Genomic DNA, 15,564 nt, shown 5'->3' on the forward strand with positions numbered 1-15,564 from the left:
GGGGCGCTGGCCACCATCCCGCTACCCGGCAGGATGAAGCTTTATCGGGCATTGCGCATGGCCTGCTCGATGTCGTTGCGGTCAAGGCCCTCATTTCTCGCGTACTGCGTGATCGCTTCCTGCAGATCACGCTCAAGGTCACGCCACGCCCGCCATGCCGTCTCGTAGGTCGTCGTCTGCGCCTCGCTCCACGGCTCGGTGGCCGGCGGCCCCAATTCCTCGCGCAGTTCGGTGACGCGCACGTGCGCCTGGTCCGTCGCCCGCCGCATGCCGATCAGCTCTTCGATGGTGTCTGCCACGCTCGAACTCTAAAACGCCATAATCGGGTGCGCCCGCGCGGAGCCGGGGCGCGGAGGTGGTGGCGGTGGTCAAGCGGCGCTCTTGTTGCGGCGGCGTCCGGCCCGGGCGAGCGCGTCGATGAGCTCGTCCCGGCTCATCTTGGAGCGGCCCGCAAGGTCCTGCTCGGTGGCCCGGTGGTACAGGTCCGTCTTGCTCAACTGGCGGAGCTCGCTCTTGCCCCCGCCCTGGTGGCGGGTTGGCGCCGATGCGCGGGCTGCCTTCGGCGGGGCCTTCTTGGCCGCGGTCTTCCTCTTCGTCTCCGGCTTACGCGCTGTGCGGGCGGCGGTCTTCTTCTGCCGCGGCGCGGTCGGCGCCTTCTCCCGGGCTCCCCTGGTCTGGTGGAGGCTGCCCTGCAGGAGTTCCATCAGGTCGACGACGTTGGTGGCCTGGGGCGCCTCGTCCGCCGCGGCGGCCTCCTGGCCTTCGGCCTTCGCCCGCACCAGTTCCTGCACCTTCTCCCGGTAGGTGTCGTGATACCGGACCGGATCCCACGGCGCGTCCAGAGCGTCGATCAGCTGGATCGCCATGTCCCGCTCCTTGCCCTTGCCGACACGGCCGGACGGCAGTTCGGGCAGCTCCTTGTCGGGATCGCGGACCTCGTCCGCCCAGTGGAGCGTCTGCAGCACCAGCAGCTTGTCCTCTGCGCGCAGCGCGGTCAGGTACTGCTTGCCGCGCATCACGAATGTGGCGATGCCGGCCTTGTCCGCCTCCGTCAGCGCCGCCCGCAATAGCTCGTAAACCTTGGTGTACTCCTTACCCCGGGGGGCGAGGTAGTACGTGCGGTCGAAGTAGACCGGCTCGATATCGCCCAGGTTGACGAAGTCGCTGATGTCGATGGTCTGGGAGCGGCCCGGCGCGATCTCGTCCAGCTCGTCGGGCTCGACGACGACGTACTCTCCTTCGGCCACCTTGAAGCCCTTGACGATGTCCTCGGCCGGCACTTCCTTGCCGGTGCGTTCGTTGACCCGCCGGTTGCGGACCCGGTCGGCACTGCCGCGCTGCAGCTGGTGGAAGTGCACCGTGTGGGTCCCGACCGCGGTGTACAGGCTGACCGGGACACTGACCAGCCCGAAGGTGATCACACCCGTCCAGATCGCACGCGCCATGACCGCCACTCCTTCTTGCCCTGTCACCGGGAGCAGGTGCTCCTGCTGACCACGCTGGCATTCCTGCATGCACAGCGCGCGCCGGGAACGGGCGAGCGGCGCAGGAGCATGCAGCCGGGTGCAGGCCGGCGATCGACCATCTCCGGACGGGGCGGCGGGGCCCTATCTGATGGGGCTGGTCAGACGTTCCACTTCCTGCGCAGCCCCCTGTGCCGCTCGTTCGGCCTGGCTCACTGCCTCAGCCGCCGCCTGGCGCCGTTCCTCAGCATCTTGCTGTTCGTGCTCGGCGCGCTGAAACTCCTCGCGTGCCTGACGCAGCTGCTCCTCGGCCGCGGACACCTGCTGACGGCACTGGTCATGCCGGTCGCGTGCCCGCTGCAGCGATGCTTCAGCGTCCGCTTGTTCGGTGCTCTGGTCGCGAAGCCGGTGATCGGCCGTCGCGGCGGCCTGGCGGGCCTGCGCGAGCTGTTCCTGCCTTTGGCGGCGTCGCTCGGCGAGTTCGTCCTTCGCCCGCGTCCGCGAAGAGCTCGGCCCAGTCGGCGCTCGTGCCGGCTTCTGCGGTGCGTCAGCTGGTCCGACGGCGCTGGACGGGAAGTCTGCTGGCGGGGTGAGGGCGCGTTCCAGTCGGCCGGTAGCCCACCGATCTGCCGCGTCCCGATCGACCAGCACGGCGCGCAGAGTGGATGCGACGTCCTGCTTCGCTGCACCCGACAGCCGGTGCCCCGCTTCACGGGCCAGTACGGCAGCCTGCCGCGACAGGGCCGAGACGATACTGCTGCGCTGCTCAGACAGCTCTCTGATCCCGTCGGCATCCAGGGATCGATACGCCTCGCGCAGCGCCCGCCCGAGCTCCAGGAACCGCTGGCTCTCTTCCGGTTGCAAGCGCAGCAGCAGGTTCGCTGCCCAGGCCGCGAGCGTCGGGCGGCGGGCGGCATGGATCCGGCGGGCATCGTCCACATGCCCGTCCGCCTTGACCGCGGCAGCCAGCTCCTCACGGCCGGAGACGAAATCAGGCGGCGCCATGACGTAGAGCTCATCCAAAAGGCTCTCTACGTCGTGCCCTCCGCTCCCCCGCCTATCCGTACGTTGCATGATCATCAGGGTCCATCGAGCCGCGCCTCCGCGCACCTCGGGCCGCACCCCCAGCGCAGCAGGGGGGCAGGGCCGCCTCATATCGGCGCGCAGGGCTGTGCCTGGCATGGTTCGATCAGGGGCGGCGCCAACTGTCGCTGGTCAGGTGGGAGGCGGCCTGCGGACCCATGCGGAGCATGCCGCCGTCCACGACCCACGAGGCCCCCGTGGTGTAGGAGGACTCCGGCCCCGCCAGGAATGCGACGACCGCGGCCACTTCGCGCGCGTCACCCGGCCGGCCCAACGGAATGCCCGGCCGGTCGACCTTCGCCACATCGGTGTCCTCCTGGTCCGTCATGGGGGTCGCGATCTCCCCGGGGGCCACCGAATTCGCCGTGATGCCGTACTCGGCGAGTTCCAGTGCCATCACCTGTGTCAGCAAGCCCAGCCCGCCCTTGGCGGCGCAATACGGGGCGGCCCCCACGCGCGGCTGGTGCTCATGCACGGATGTGATGTTGACGATGCGCCCCCCGGTGCCCTGGGCAATCATGCGGCGCGCGACGTTCTGCGAGCACAGGAACGGGCCGATGAGGTCGACATCGAGCACTTGCTGGACCGTTGAGTGCTCCAGGTCGAGAAGGCGCGTGGACGTACCCGTGCCCGCGCAGTTCACCAGGACGTCGACCCTGCCCAGTTCATCCGCGAGCGCGCCGATGACATCAACACCGCCCGGCAGGTCCGCGAGATCCAGTTGGGCGACTGCACACCGGTGCCCCTTCTCCCGGACTTCTCGCGCCGTTTTCTCGGCTCCCGCCAGGTCTCGATGCCAGGTGACCCCCACGTCCATACCTTGCTCCGCCAGCTTCACAGCGACGGCTCGGCCAATCCCGGAGTCTCCGCCCGTGACCAGGGCGACCGGGGTCACGGGCGGATTCCCGCCGCCAAACGGGGCGTTACTCATCGTTCCTCCTAGCAGGTGCAGCCCTCTTCGAGGGCGTGGTGCCCGCATCCGAATGTCGGCGGTCTCCAGAAGGCAAACACAGCTGTCCGCGAGACGGTCGCAGAAACGGCGGTCAGTCCCTGCCCATCACTGCCGCGTCGCACAGCATGGGCGCCGTGGCCCATCCCGTGGCTGGCACGCACTGCAAGCAGGGCCCTCATCCAGACAGTCAGCGACATGACATCCAGCCTGCTGGTGAAGACACCGCCAGAGCCAACGGATGGAACTCCACCGAGGCCAGGACACGCGACCCCTGTCACGAGTACACGAGCTGGGAAAGTCCAACAGTTCTGGTGTGCGGCTTGAAGGAGGATCATGGTCCAGCAGATCCGCGAGGTCATGGCGGGGGATCCTGTCGTCGTGTCGTCACTGACGCCCATGGGGGACGTTGCCCAGCTGATGCGGACGCTGGTTTGCGAACGGGGCGCAGGCATGGCTGTAGCCGGGCCAGTTGAATGGCGCACCCTCCCCCAGCCCGCAGGCCACGCTCTCGAGCCGCTCAATGAGCACGGGACAGCGGCGCTGCTCGGTGTGGACAGAGCGGGAACGGGTCTCTACACCGCTGAGCAGGCAGCGTTGGCGGCCACAGCGCTCGTCTCCCAGATCCACACCGCGACAGCCGAGCTGGTCGGACTCGCGGAACACCTCCTGGTACTCCATGACGCCAGCCGGCCATGAGCACGAGGCGCTCGCCTCCCCACACGGTCGCGACCCACCCTGGGAGGTTGCGCGCCACAGCAGACATGGGCCGGGGTGAGCGGGACCGCAGGGATACGCCCAGGCGGTTTGGTTACGTAGGGCCATTCGCTCTGTCCATGTGCTTCAGCAGAGTTCCCCGCTCCAGCACTGTCGGAGCCCGAACCGGGCCACCGGTGGAGGGGTGGCACAGGCCGGCTACGGGGGTCAGGGCCGCTCAGGGGAAGAATCGGTCCTCGACGTCTCATTTCGACCGCTGAGGGAACACGTGGTCCATGACCACGCAATCTGAACTACCCGGCATGGCCGAGTCGTACTGGATGGCCACGGCGCCGGGCATCCAGTGGCCGGCACTGGAGACCGACACAACGGCAGACGTCGCCGTGATCGGGGCAGGCATGGCCGGCCTGAGTACCGCCTGGGAACTTACCCGGGCCGGACGGAACGTGGTCGTGCTTGAGGCGGACCGCGTTGCTGCCGGGGTGACGGGCTATACGACGGCGAAGCTCACCGCGGCTCACTCTCTCGTGTATGAGCGGCTGCGCCGCACGCGCGGGCGAGAGGGCGCACGCCAGTACGCTCGTTCCCAACAGACAGCGGTGGAGCGGGTCGCATCGGTGGCGGCGGAACTGGGTATCGTCTGCGACTTCGAGCGGTCGTCGGCTCTGACCTTCACCACTGATCCGCAGGGGCGTGCCTTGTTCGAGGCCGAGGCCGAAGCGGCGGCGGAAGCGGGACTGGACGCCCACCTCGTGACGGAAACGGACCTGCCGTTCCCCGTGACCGCAGCTGTGCGCGTCACGCACCAGGCGCAGTTCCACCCGCGCAAGTATCTTCTGGCACTTGCGGACGACATCACCGCACGAGGCGGTTTCATCCATGAACGAACGCGGGTGACCGGCCTTACCGAGGGTGATCCGTGCCAGCTGACCACCGAGCGAGGCATGACGATCACGGTGAAGGAAGTCGTCGTCGCCACGCACTATCCGGTCTTCGACCGCGCGCTTCACTTCGCGCGCTTGTCCCCGCGCCGTGAACTCGTCGTTGCCGCGCCCCTCCCCGCCTCGGAGGCACCGGCGCACATGTACATCACGGACGACATGGGCAAGCGATCCGTACGTACCGCTCCGCTCGACGAGGGCCGGCGACTACTCATCGTCACAGGCGAGGATCACACGCCCGGCACGGGCGACAGCCGCGAGCGGTTCCTCCGGCTGGACGCGTGGATGCACAGCCATTTCCCGGTCGGCGACACGGCATACCGGTGGGCGGCCCAGGACAACGACGTCAGCGATGGCGTGCCGCTGGTCGGCCCTTTCCATCCGGGCGCACGCCATGTGTACGTGGCAACCGGTTTCGGCGGCTGGGGTATGAGCGGAGGCGCCATGGCCGGACAGTTGCTGGCGTCCACGCTCACTGGCGCGGAACCCGACTGGGCAGGGCTGTACGACCCGCGTCGGCTGTGGAGCACCATCCGGGAAGGGGCGGCCCTGCTCAAACAGCAGGCCGAGGTCGCCCGGCACTTCGTAGGCGACCGGCTGAGGACCACACACGTCGACTCCGTCGCCGAGATCGCACCCAACTCGGGCTCGGTCGTTCGCCTCGAAGGGCGGCGCTGCGCCGTCTACCGGGATGAGGCCGGAGCACTCCACGCCGTGTCGGCGCGCTGCACGCATCTCGGTTGCCTGGTTGCCTTCAACGAGGCGGAAACCGCGTGGGAGTGCCCTTGTCACGGTTCGCGGTTCGGCGTCGACGGCGAGGTACTCCACGGCCCGGCCCTGCGCCCCCTACCTCCACGGACTGTTTGAGCAGGGCTATCGGCTCAGCGCGGAACCGAGCAGCCGCTCGAAGGCCGGGCGCCCCGCCTTCGTCGTACCCTCTCCAAGTCGCCGGCCGCGGACGGGCAGGCAGGGCCTCCCAGGAACGTCTGTACTGCGCCATCCGGCGCTGTGACATGACTGTCGGAGGGGCCACGCAGAGGCTCTCCGTCTCGACCGGAAACTGATCGTGACTCGCCGGGGCGGCGACATCGACGGCATTTACCCGTCAGCGGTGGCCCGGTCGTCACGCAACGGGTCCTTGAGCGGAGTGGTCGCCAACGGTGGCCGCCCAATAGGCACGGAACCGCAAGAAGCGCCCGCCGTAAGGAACTGCCTCTATCCGGCCGTTACCTGCGGGCTTCCTGGTCACCAGATGCGATGCCTCGCAACACGGCCTCCTCAGACTGGGGCATCCGAGACGTCCCGACTACGCAGGGGGGCCGGCCCTGTCATCGGGCGCCCATCAGAAATCACCCGGCAGTCACCAGGGTTCACGGGCTCCCTGGGCCGCCACGTCACGCCGCCGAACGGAGGATCCGTCCCCCTATCCCCCTGAGCGCCCCTGAGCGTCTCGGGGTGTGGGCGGAAGGGCCGGTATAACGTCGAGGCCAGCTGTCATGGTTCCGAAGTACCCCTCGCCCGTGAGCGCGATTTTCACGGCGGCACTGCTGTTCAGAGTCTCCGGGGGCCAGGGCGATCACCTCCGGTCCCCGCACGGTGCGGGCCCGCTTCGAGTCCCCCTTGGAGGACAAAATGGCCAGCGGAACGGTCAAGTGGTTCAACGCGGAAAAGGGCTTCGGGTTTATTGAGCAGGACGGCGGCGGCCCGGACGTCTTCGCCCACTACTCGAACATCGCTGCCCAGGGTTTCCGCGAGCTCCAGGAGGGCCAGAGGGTGAACTTCGACATCACCCAGGGCCAGAAGGGCCCTCAGGCAGAGAACATCACTCCTGCTTGACCTGCCCCCCGCCCCGCGACAGGCTCGCTGGGGCGGCCGTCCCGCGTCAAAGCGATGGCTTTTGAACTCTCGTCCCCGACCGGCGGCGGCCTCCGTTGCGATCCTCCTGCAAGGGACGCTCGCTGCGAGTGGGGCAGGGGGAGCCGACGCAGTCCCGCCCACTCCGTAGCTGCTCGAGCGGTGCCGACTCCACAGCATCCGTTTCGCAGTCCTCGGACAGGGCGGAGACGGCCGCATCAGTGTCGGCCGAATCCCCAGCGCGGCCCCCGCCAGCACGTGCCGGCTCAGCCCAAGACGACCAAAGCGCATAAATTCGATCGGCACCTACGAGGTGCAACTGGATACTCACCGCCCCACTTTCACCACAGGAGTCGAGGGCGAACGCGCGCAGCAACGGGGGAAGAACAGGTGCTCAAGGCCCCCAGAATCAGTTCGTTGAGCCGCTCGACTCTCGTCTCCCAATGATCAGAAGGACTTGTTGTGAGCAGTGGCATCCCAGTGGAAGACAGCTGCATCGAGGCATTTCATGAGCTGAAGAGCAAGCGGCACGTCAACACAGTGATCTACCGGCTCAGCGACAACTTGGAGACCGTCGTCCTCGACTTCAAGGGGAACCTGACGCACGACGAACTGCTCAAGGCCCTGCCGGCCGCCGAGACGCGGTTCGTCGTCTACGACCTGGTCTTTGCCACGGCGGACGGGTCCCGGAAAGACAAGCTCGTGCTGATCTCCTGGTGTCCCGAGGGCGCGGAGGTCGAGCAGAGGACCGCGCACTCCACCACTCGCAACACACTCCGCAACCTCCTCGACGGCGTCCAGGTCTATGTACAAACCACGGACCTGTCCGACTTGGGTTACGAGGAACTCGTTTCACGGACCTGTTGACCCGCCCCTCCCCCCTCGGCTCCGTCCCGAGCAGCAACACGGTCATGCCACCCTCTACCTACGGCGCCCTGCCTTCTTCCAAACAAGAAGCTGCGACGCACGTCCGCCCGCGGGCCGAGAACGTTGGGGCCGACCGGTCGCCGCCCTGTGGGCCAGCAGCAATACCCTCAGCAGGCTAGGGCCGGGCCGAGGCGGAGCCGGTCGATGAGGCCGGCGTGATGCAGAGCGGCTATCGGCTGCAGCAGCTCGGGGTGACGGAGTAGGGGTGCAGCCGAAATATCGTGGGCATCGGGCGCTGTCAGGCGCCGGAATTCGACGGTCCCGACGGCAGTGTGTTCGCTGTGGGCAACGGCTTCCACCGCTTCCTTGGCCGCGTTGGGGGCAGCGAGCAGGCAGGCTGCCCAGCTGGCGACGACCTCGTCCACCCAGCTTTCCCAGGCGCACTCCCCGGTGTCGGCTTCGTCGTGCATGTGCGCTCCGGCGATCCAGTCGAGCCGTGCGGATCCACCGGGACCGGCCATCATCACCAAGGCTGCGTCCATGGCTGTCGGGTAACGCAGCCACGCGGCGACAGTGACGGCCTGGCGCGCCTGAGCCTCGGACAGAACAGCCGCGAACGCGCCACCGGCGGCCGGGAAAGCGCGCGTCAGCCACTGCGTAGTGGCGGCGATGAGCGGGGAGAGATCTGCAGGCACCAAGGACTCCGATCGAGCGAGGATCGCCTGCGCACGTTACTGCCCGGCTGGGTGGGGATCGTATGACGCAGAGCACGCCCTGACCGTGGTGTTCGTCATTCGGTCCGTCTCGCTGCGACCACAGCCCGGCATCTGGAGCCGGCCACCGAATCGCACAAGAGCCAGAAAAGCACCTCCGACCGCTGTCGAGGTCTTTGCACCGCGCGCCGAGTACTGCTGAGGAGCCCCTGGTTCTATGGCGGGCTTCGCCGTGCCCCAGATGCGGTGGATGACCGCCTGGGCGACGGTGGAAAGAGCAATGACCTCACTCCCCCCTGGACAGCCATGATCATCAAGATGCTGCATGAAAAGGGCTTGAAGTCCGAGCACGCCTACTGCGCCGGCTTCCTCTCGATCGGCTTGTCCGTCGCCTCGTGGTTCGGGTCAATGAAGCTCGATCCCCTTGGGGTGGCTCGTGCGGATCGCTGTGGCATTTTCATCGGCGAGTGGGCGCCGACATTCTTCGCTATCGGCCTGGCCCTCGCGAACTACGAGCACAACCACGAACGCGCAACGAAGCCGCCGATTCGGGCCTGAAAGAAGCACGGGTTGCGGGCCGGGTTGCTCCGATCCGCCGTTGGTCCAATACATCGGGGGGTGGCAGAAGGAGGCGAGCCGAGCAGGCCGGTGTCTTTGGTGGCGTGGGCGGCCTGGGCGGGCATCTCCCAATGCAGCAAGTTGTGCGTCGCGACCAGGTGGAGGTCGCGCAGGTCCCGCAGAAGCAGCAGACCTGGCTCGGGACGACCGCCCACCACCTCCGACGCCTTCCGCCGGAGCGCGCCGAGTACGCCTTCGGAGGAGGCATCGGGCGGTCCCGTGAGGTGCAAGCCTAGGTCGGCGGCCGCTTCGACGAGGAGCCGGACGAGTTCACGTGACCAGGCGGCGATGTCGGTGGCCACATGGGAGACCCCGTGTTCGGTGTAGTAGCGCTCGGGCACGGCCGGCCGCGTCCACATCCGCCTGGGTGGCCTGGAGCACGCTCAACGTTCTTCCAGCGCCGGATAGGCTCGCCAGGCCGGCCACGACAAGGCCGCCCGCAGCGCACGCAAAGCAGCAAAGTGTTGCCCGCCCGGACCATCTCCGTGTCCGTCCAGCTCAGGTAAGCAACGCTGGCACCTCACAGGTCGAGCTTGACGGAGGACGGTGGCCCGAGCTGGGGGCGGCAGCCCTCCGCTACGAGATCAAGATCGGGCCGCTGACCCTGCGCAATCGGACCGTCGTACACCACAGCGAGCCGACCCCTCGACCTGGACGCGGACAGCGGGCCGCTGGGGACCCACGAGGATTGCGATGGAACTCCGGCCCTGGGGCGAGCACACACTGCTTATCTTCGACGAGCACCCGTTACACGCCCCGCCGGCCCCTGCACCCGCAACGGCCCGGGCTTCTGCAACAAAGTCACCAGCCCCACCCCGGACCCAGCTCAGAGCCCCGTTCATGGCTGGCACTGTGGGCACCAGACGGTGCGGCGTCCGGCGGTACGACCGGAGCACAAGGGCTTGCCGCAGCGTGGACACAGCGGCTCGCTGTCGTCCCTGCGCCCCGTGAGCCAGGAGCGCCGTGGCGGCACGCACCCGGCTCTCACGGAGGTGCGGAGCACCCGACCCATCGCGGCGTAAAGGCGCCGGTACGCCGTCTGACTCAGGTCCCGCACCGGAGTCCGGGGTGCGACGCGGGCCCGCCAGAGGATCTCGTCGCACAGCAGATTACCGAGACCCGCGATCAGGGACTGGTCCATCAGTGCACTCTTGACGGCACCCCTCCGTCCGGACAGCAGTTCCTTCAGCTCCGCCCGATCCAAGGTCAGGGCGTCGGGCCCGAGCCGGTCCAGGATTCGGTCGACGGCCGCGTCGTCGGCCAACTGCACTCCCTGAAGCTTGCGTTGATCGCGAAAACGCAGGCTACGGACATCGTCGAGGGTCAGCACGAGGCGGTCATGTGTGGCAAACGGCTCGTCGGGCGAACAGCACCACAGTGATCCCGTCATGCCGAAGTGGAAGACGAAGGTGGGGCCGCCGTCCGTGGGCGCGAACAACCATTTGCCGTGCCGCCAGGCCCTCCCGAGCCGCCTTCCCTCGCCTTCCTTCCGCAGCCGTTTCTCGGTGACACCCTGCAGCACACCCGCGTCACGCACCTCGATGTCTGTGACACACCGTCGCCCGCAGGCGATCAGCACCTGACGGAATCCTTCGACGTCCGGCAGTTCGGGCATCATCCCTCCGCGACTCTCCGTCGTGCGGGAGCGTGGCGCGCCCAGCTGGAGAACAGCCAGGCGTATCGGCGCGGCGTCACCCGACGTCCTCGAGCCGGCGCTGTGCGGCACGGACCGAGCAGCGGTGCCGCAGTAGGTCTCCCCAGGGATCGGCGTCCAGGCGTCCGGCGATCGAGTCGATGGTGAAGCTGCGGGCATCGATGCCGGGATCCTCGACCTCGTCCCAGGTCAGGGGGGCTGCCGCTGAGGCTTCGGGGCGGGCCCTTACCGCATATGGGGCGACAACCGTCTGGGCGTATGCGTTGCGCTGTATGTCGAGATAGAGCCTGCCCCGACGTGCCTGCTTGTGGGGTTCGGTGGTGAGGGTATCGGGGTGACGGGCGGCAAGGAGATCGGCCATGTCGTGGGCGAGAGCCCGGGTCTCGTCGAACGGGGCCCGCCGGTCGAGCGGGACCACCACATGCAGCCCACGGGAGCCGGTGGTCATCACGGCCGACGGAAGGCGGAGTTCTTCCAGCAGTTGGTGCAGTTGCAGGGCTGCCGCGCGCCCCGCCGCGAAGTCGTCCCCAGGAGGATCGAGATCGAAGACCAGGCGGTCGGGGTGGTCCGGACGGTCGGCGCGGCACAGGAAGCGGTGAAGAGTGAGGCAGCCCTGATCGACGAGGTAGACCAGGGTTGCCGTGTCGTCACACAGCACGTAGGTGACGGTGCCGTCCTGTTTGGGGAGCTCGACCCGGTGGATCCAGTCAGGGAAGTGGTCAGGTACATCCTTCTGCATGAAGGACTTCCCCTCAATGCCGTCAGGGTGACGCTCCAGCATCAGGGGCCGGTTCCGAAGGTGGGGCAGCATCCGCCGGGCGACGCTCCGGTAGTACTCGGCCAGGTCTGCCTTGGTGATGTCTCGGGAGGGAAATAGCGTCTTGCCGGGCCGACTGACCTGCACGGTCCGGCGGCCGGCACGGATGTCGAGAGGGGTGCTCATCGCCTTCGTCCCTTCGGCCCGCACGTCATCGCGAATGTCCAAGCGTCGTCGAACTTCGCTAAGCAGGGCCCGCATCGGGCCTCCTCGCGAGCAGGAGCCTCAGCCCACAGCGCCCGCTCGGTCGCGGGCAGACCCACCTCGCTCATCACCGCTCCCTCCGCTCTCTGCCTCCTCGTCAGCGACGCGCTTCAGGGTCCGGCCGGTGCGGACGGACCGGGCCCGCCGAGCGTCGAGGGTGCTACGCCCTCCGGCCCGCTCGTCACTCTCCTTGACCAGCAGCCAGGCCTCCCGCCCCCCAAAGCCGCCGCCACGAAAGCGGGTGAGCGCATAACCGCCGTGCATCTTGTTGCCATCGAGCCAGAACGACGCATGACCCTTTTCCAGCGCCTCACTGAACGTGCTCCCACGTCCAGTCTTCCCCGGGAGCGGACGGTAGCTGCCCTCATCCCAGACGATTACAGTGCCCGCGCCGTACTCCCCTTCCGCTATGACTCCTTCGAAATCCCGGTATTCCATCGGGTGGTCCTCGGTAGGCATCGCCAGCCGCTTGTCCTGCGGGTCCGTGGACGGACCCTTCGGCACAGCCCAGGACTTCAACACACCGTCGACCTCCAGCCGGAAATCAAAGTGCAGGGTGCCGGCGTCGTGGATCTGCACCACGAAGCACGGCACGTCACGGGGAGAGGCCTGGCCGCCCTCCGGTTCGCGGGTCCGGTCGAAGTTCCGTTTACCGCGGTACGTGTCCAGTCCCTTCCTGTTGGCCACGATTCCGCCCACCCTTCTGCGATGGCCGCCTCTCTCACTCTGGCGCAGGGCCGACGGCAGCGCATGTGCATCTGCGGGCCCATTGAGCTTCTTCTGGTTGCCTTGACGATCACTGTGTAGTGGGCCTTGCGGGCGAGGAGGTAGTGGGCGCGCTCGCGCCGGGTGTGCATCGCGTCGCTGGTGACCACGGTGTCGGCAAGGTCGGTGAGGGCGTTCAGCAGCGGCTGGAAGCAGGTGATCTCGTTGGTTTTCTCGCCGCCGTCCAGCTGGCAAGGCAAGGCCACCGGCGTGGTCGAGGGCGGCGAGCAGATGAATCTTCCGGTCCTTGGCCTTGGCCCGCCGCGCGGCTCTTGGCCAGGCCGTGAACCCCGGCAGTCCCCATCGCCTTTGGTCGGTGATCTGCGAGCCAGCGTCCGACGGCTCGGTCCCGCGCGTCGCCGTCGACACGGGCCAGCAGCCGCCGGACCGTCGTCTCGGCTGGCAGTGCACGCCGGGGAACAAAGAGCCGGGACAGGTCCGAGTTTGTCGCAGTACGTGGGACGGGGCATCGGCGATCCACTCGCCGATGAGTGCGAGCACAACGGCCAGCGGGTGACGTACCCCGCGCGGATTACGTGGATCCGGCACCTCGGCCAGCCGCTCCAGCAATCTCGACCCCCCGTGGAAACGACCTCGGGCTGCTCGCGAAGCTGGTCAAGAGAAGGCGGGATTAGCGATGAAGCTTCGGCAGACATGGTCTCCCACTCGAATCACGGGGCGTCGAGACCCCACGATCTTGGAAGCCTGTGCACGTCCCACTTCGAGGCTCTGCTACAGCTCTTCGACGGCTGAGGTAACAGCGGGGGCTGTCACCTATCCAAGGAACGCCGCGGTGGTGGCCACGAACAGGTCCGCGTCGTCGAGCCAGGGGAAGTGCCCGGCTCCGGGCTGAACAACGAGCCGGGCGTTCGGGAACAGCCTGGCGATCTCGGCCATGGTGCGCGGTGGGGCGCCGAGGTCGACCTCACCGGCCAGCACGAGCACCGGCGGTGCGAACCGGGCGAGAGAGGCACGCGTCGCGTCCGGATCGAAAGCGCCTTCGGCGCCGTAAGCTGCCATGACCTCCAGGTTCTGCAGTTCTTGGTCAGCCGCTTGATGTGCCTGTGCCGCCGCGTCCCAGCGCCCGTAGGAGAACGGCGCGATGGCCTGCCAGCTCTCGGCGGTCGCCTGGCCCACTACGATCGCCTCCAGAGCCGCGAACGCCGCCGGGAACCACGGCTCGTCTCGGCGCAGCTGCGCGGTTTCGCGCCGGAGTTCGCCTGGGATCGCGATACCGACGGCCCGGACGCTCGCTGTGATCAGCGATAGCGTGCTCACGTGCTCCGCATGTCGGGCCGCATACAGCGCGGCCAGATTCGCGCCAGCGCAATGCGCGAGGAGATCTATCCGCTCCAGACCCAGGTGCGTGCGCAGGGCCTCCACATCATCGACCAGGCGATCGCAGCGGTAGCTGGCGCTGTCCTCCGGCACCGCGGACTGACCGGTGCCGCGCAGATCCAGTCTGATCAACTGCCGATGCGCGGACAGCCCACCGAGGTCGCCGAGGTAGGCGGAGGCCGTCGGCCCTCCTGGCAAACAGACCACAGGCGGGCCGTGGCCGACTACGTGGTACGCGAGCTTGGTGCCGTCGTACGCGGTGAAAAAGTCCATGCCCGGCAGCCTGGGGGAGGCGATGAGCATTGGCTATTGTTTAGCTACAGCTACACGATAGGGGCGCCAGGATGGCGGTCGAGATCAGGTTCACCGCGGCGTCGGTCGCCAAGGTGCGGTTCGCCATCTCACCGCTGGGCGAGACCGTACTGGCACTGCGGATTCTGTTGGGCAGGGGCGGGCACGCGGTGCACCAGCCGTGGGTGCGCCAGGCACGGTCGCCGCTGGCGGTCGAACGGGAGCTGCCGCTGCTGCGTGCCCTGATCGCGGGACCGTTGCCGTCGTTCCTCTTCCCGGTACCGGGAGAGCGGCTGCCGTCGATAGCGACGGAGTTGGAGCTGCTGCGGGCCACGGAGGAGGACTTCTTCCAGCGCGAGTACGGCGCGGTCCTGCGCGTACCAACCGAGGAGGCCCCTGAGCCGGCGGCGGTGCTGCCGCGGCTGGCGGAGGCGCTCCTCCGCTGCTACGAGCTGGTGATCGCTCCGCACTGGGGTCGGATGTTGGCGGTGCTGGAGGCCGACATCGGCAGGCGGGCACTGACTCTCGTGGACGGCGGGGTGCAGGCACTGTTTGGCGCGTTGCACCGGGATATCGCTTGGGACGGAGGGCAGCTGGTGGTGCACGGTCGACGGACTCCGCACTCCGTCTACACGGTGGACACCGGCGGACATGGCCTGGTCATGCTGCCCAGCGTCTTCAACTGGCCGAACGTGGGTGTCGACAAGTCTCCGGTCGCCGCAGCGTCGATCCGCTATCCGGCGATGGGCGTTGGCCTCCTCTGGGAGCCGTCCCCGCCCACACTGGCGGGCCTGGCCCCAGTGCTGGGCCACACGAGGACTGCGCTGCTGGCCGCCTTGGCCGAACCCCTGACAACCGCGGCCCTTGCCACACGCCTGGGCGTTACCCCCAGCGCAGTCTCACAACACCTGAGCGCACTACGAGGCGCAGGCCTGGTAGCAACACAACGCAACGGCCGCACCGCGCTCCACCTGCGCACGGAACGAGCGACCCATCTGTTGGGCACCACCTCTCCGTAGAGCCGCCGACAGAGTGCCGAAGCCTCAGTCATCCGACAACCCCCGAGATTGAAGATCTCCAGACAAGAGATCACTACAAACCGGACAGCCCTCGACTACGCCGAGGCCCTGCTGCCGGAACTGTCCCGCGCGCGCTCCAGCCTGTCCCAAGAACGACTGGTCGCGGTGGTCCAGGACCTGTTCCCCCGTAATCCTTGTGCGCGGCGTCAGATGCGGTGCATCGCAAAACGAAGGGGCTCCATCATACTGGGCGTATCCGGATGTTTCGATA

General features: G+C 67.8%; 16 protein-coding genes. 6 read left to right on the forward strand and 10 right to left on the reverse strand.

Annotation, left to right across the window (positions count from 1 at the left end):
• Positions 1-41 precede the first annotated feature (41 nt).
• The 4 genes from OG878_RS07965 to OG878_RS07980 all read right to left on the reverse strand — a co-directional run bounded on the left by OG878_RS07965 (position 42) and on the right by OG878_RS07980 (position 3,477).
• Positions 42-299 carry a hypothetical protein gene (locus OG878_RS07965; protein ID WP_328886123.1) on the reverse strand — a complete coding sequence of 86 codons (258 nt, stop codon included), beginning with the start codon at positions 297-299 and terminating at the stop codon, positions 42-44.
• Between the two features lie 69 nt (positions 300-368).
• A complete protein-coding gene (gene ku / locus OG878_RS07970) occupies positions 369-1,445 on the reverse strand; it encodes a non-homologous end joining protein Ku (protein WP_328886124.1) in 1,077 nt (358 codons plus the stop codon).
• 162 nt (positions 1,446-1,607) lie between these two features.
• Positions 1,608-2,537, reverse strand: a complete 930-nt coding sequence (locus OG878_RS07975; protein WP_328886125.1) for a hypothetical protein — start codon at positions 2,535-2,537, stop codon at positions 1,608-1,610.
• A gap of 115 nt (positions 2,538-2,652) precedes the next feature.
• Complete coding sequence (locus tag OG878_RS07980) at positions 2,653-3,477, reverse strand: SDR family oxidoreductase (RefSeq protein WP_328886126.1); 825 nt, start codon at positions 3,475-3,477, stop codon at positions 2,653-2,655.
• Positions 3,478-3,831: 354 nt separating this feature from the next.
• Here OG878_RS07980 and OG878_RS07985 point away from each other — a divergent pair, with 354 nt between their 5' ends.
• The 4 genes from OG878_RS07985 (at position 3,832) to OG878_RS08000 (ending at position 7,874) form a co-directional block, all read left to right on the forward strand.
• Positions 3,832-4,194 (forward strand): hypothetical protein, encoded by a 363-nt coding sequence (locus tag OG878_RS07985; protein WP_328886127.1) that lies wholly within the window; start codon positions 3,832-3,834, stop codon positions 4,192-4,194.
• 293 nt (positions 4,195-4,487) lie between these two features.
• Positions 4,488-6,020: an FAD-dependent oxidoreductase gene (locus OG878_RS07990; RefSeq protein WP_328886128.1), complete on the forward strand. Its 1,533-nt coding sequence runs from the start codon at positions 4,488-4,490 to the stop codon at positions 6,018-6,020.
• 765 nt (positions 6,021-6,785) lie between these two features.
• Positions 6,786-6,989, forward strand: a complete 204-nt coding sequence (locus tag OG878_RS07995; RefSeq protein ID WP_267009397.1) for a cold-shock protein — start codon at positions 6,786-6,788, stop codon at positions 6,987-6,989.
• A gap of 480 nt (positions 6,990-7,469) precedes the next feature.
• The gene (locus tag OG878_RS08000; RefSeq protein WP_328886129.1) at positions 7,470-7,874 is read left to right on the forward strand and encodes an actin-binding ADF family protein; all 405 of its coding nucleotides are present in this window, start codon (positions 7,470-7,472) and stop codon (positions 7,872-7,874) included.
• A gap of 167 nt (positions 7,875-8,041) precedes the next feature.
• Here OG878_RS08000 and OG878_RS08005 read toward each other — a convergent pair whose 3' ends face one another.
• Positions 8,042-8,569 (reverse strand): hypothetical protein, encoded by a 528-nt coding sequence (locus OG878_RS08005; RefSeq protein WP_328886130.1) that lies wholly within the window; start codon positions 8,567-8,569, stop codon positions 8,042-8,044.
• A 324-nt stretch (positions 8,570-8,893) separates the two neighbouring features.
• Between OG878_RS08005 and OG878_RS08010 the strand changes: the two genes are divergently transcribed.
• Positions 8,894-9,145, forward strand: a complete 252-nt coding sequence (locus OG878_RS08010; protein ID WP_328886131.1) for a hypothetical protein — start codon at positions 8,894-8,896, stop codon at positions 9,143-9,145.
• Here OG878_RS08010 and OG878_RS08015 read toward each other — a convergent pair.
• From OG878_RS08015 to OG878_RS08035, 5 genes are all read right to left on the reverse strand, one after another.
• Positions 9,097-9,546, reverse strand: a complete 450-nt coding sequence (locus OG878_RS08015) for a hypothetical protein (protein ID WP_328886132.1) — start codon at positions 9,544-9,546, stop codon at positions 9,097-9,099. The genes OG878_RS08010 and OG878_RS08015 overlap by 49 nt on opposite strands.
• A gap of 497 nt (positions 9,547-10,043) precedes the next feature.
• Positions 10,044-10,820, reverse strand: coding sequence for an Fpg/Nei family DNA glycosylase (locus OG878_RS08020; protein ID WP_328891172.1), 777 nt, complete (start codon positions 10,818-10,820; stop codon positions 10,044-10,046).
• Positions 10,821-10,896: 76 nt separating this feature from the next.
• Entirely contained in the window at positions 10,897-11,802 is a 906-nt protein-coding gene (ligD, locus tag OG878_RS08025) for a non-homologous end-joining DNA ligase (RefSeq protein ID WP_328886133.1), read from the reverse strand.
• A gap of 99 nt (positions 11,803-11,901) precedes the next feature.
• The gene (locus OG878_RS08030; protein ID WP_328886134.1) at positions 11,902-12,567 is read right to left on the reverse strand and encodes a DNA polymerase ligase N-terminal domain-containing protein; all 666 of its coding nucleotides are present in this window, start codon (positions 12,565-12,567) and stop codon (positions 11,902-11,904) included.
• An 852-nt stretch (positions 12,568-13,419) separates the two neighbouring features.
• Positions 13,420-14,256, reverse strand: a complete 837-nt coding sequence (locus tag OG878_RS08035; RefSeq protein WP_328886135.1) for an alpha/beta fold hydrolase — start codon at positions 14,254-14,256, stop codon at positions 13,420-13,422.
• Positions 14,257-14,327: 71 nt separating this feature from the next.
• Here OG878_RS08035 and OG878_RS08040 point away from each other — a divergent pair, with 71 nt between their 5' ends.
• The gene (locus tag OG878_RS08040) at positions 14,328-15,293 is read left to right on the forward strand and encodes an ArsR/SmtB family transcription factor (protein ID WP_328886136.1); all 966 of its coding nucleotides are present in this window, start codon (positions 14,328-14,330) and stop codon (positions 15,291-15,293) included.
• Positions 15,294-15,564: the final 271 nt, after the last annotated feature.

The sequence above is a fragment of the Streptomyces sp. NBC_00316 genome, assembly GCF_036158715.1.
In the GTDB taxonomy this organism is placed as follows: Bacteria; Actinomycetota; Actinomycetes; order Streptomycetales; family Streptomycetaceae; genus Streptomyces.

What these genes read in the sequence shown, in the direction of transcription:
- OG878_RS07980 (WP_328886126.1), bottom strand. Translation starts at nt 3,477, where the DNA reads ATGAGTAACGCCCCGTTTGGCGGCGGGAATCCGCCCGTGACCCCGGTC.
- OG878_RS08035 (WP_328886135.1), bottom strand. Translation starts at nt 14,256, where the DNA reads ATGGACTTTTTCACCGCGTACGACGGCACCAAGCTCGCGTACCACGTA.
- OG878_RS07990 (WP_328886128.1), top strand. Translation starts at nt 4,488, where the DNA reads ATGACCACGCAATCTGAACTACCCGGCATGGCCGAGTCGTACTGGATG.
- ku (WP_328886124.1), bottom strand. Translation starts at nt 1,445, where the DNA reads ATGGCGCGTGCGATCTGGACGGGTGTGATCACCTTCGGGCTGGTCAGT.
- OG878_RS07975 (WP_328886125.1), bottom strand. Translation starts at nt 2,537, where the DNA reads ATGCAACGTACGGATAGGCGGGGGAGCGGAGGGCACGACGTAGAGAGC.
- OG878_RS07995 (WP_267009397.1), top strand. Translation starts at nt 6,786, where the DNA reads ATGGCCAGCGGAACGGTCAAGTGGTTCAACGCGGAAAAGGGCTTCGGG.
- OG878_RS08040 (WP_328886136.1), top strand. Translation starts at nt 14,328, where the DNA reads ATGGCGGTCGAGATCAGGTTCACCGCGGCGTCGGTCGCCAAGGTGCGG.
- OG878_RS08020 (WP_328891172.1), bottom strand. Translation starts at nt 10,820, where the DNA reads ATGCCCGAACTGCCGGACGTCGAAGGATTCCGTCAGGTGCTGATCGCC.
- OG878_RS08010 (WP_328886131.1), top strand. Translation starts at nt 8,894, where the DNA reads ATGATCATCAAGATGCTGCATGAAAAGGGCTTGAAGTCCGAGCACGCC.
- ligD (WP_328886133.1), bottom strand. Translation starts at nt 11,802, where the DNA reads ATGAGCACCCCTCTCGACATCCGTGCCGGCCGCCGGACCGTGCAGGTC.
- OG878_RS07985 (WP_328886127.1), top strand. Translation starts at nt 3,832, where the DNA reads ATGGTCCAGCAGATCCGCGAGGTCATGGCGGGGGATCCTGTCGTCGTG.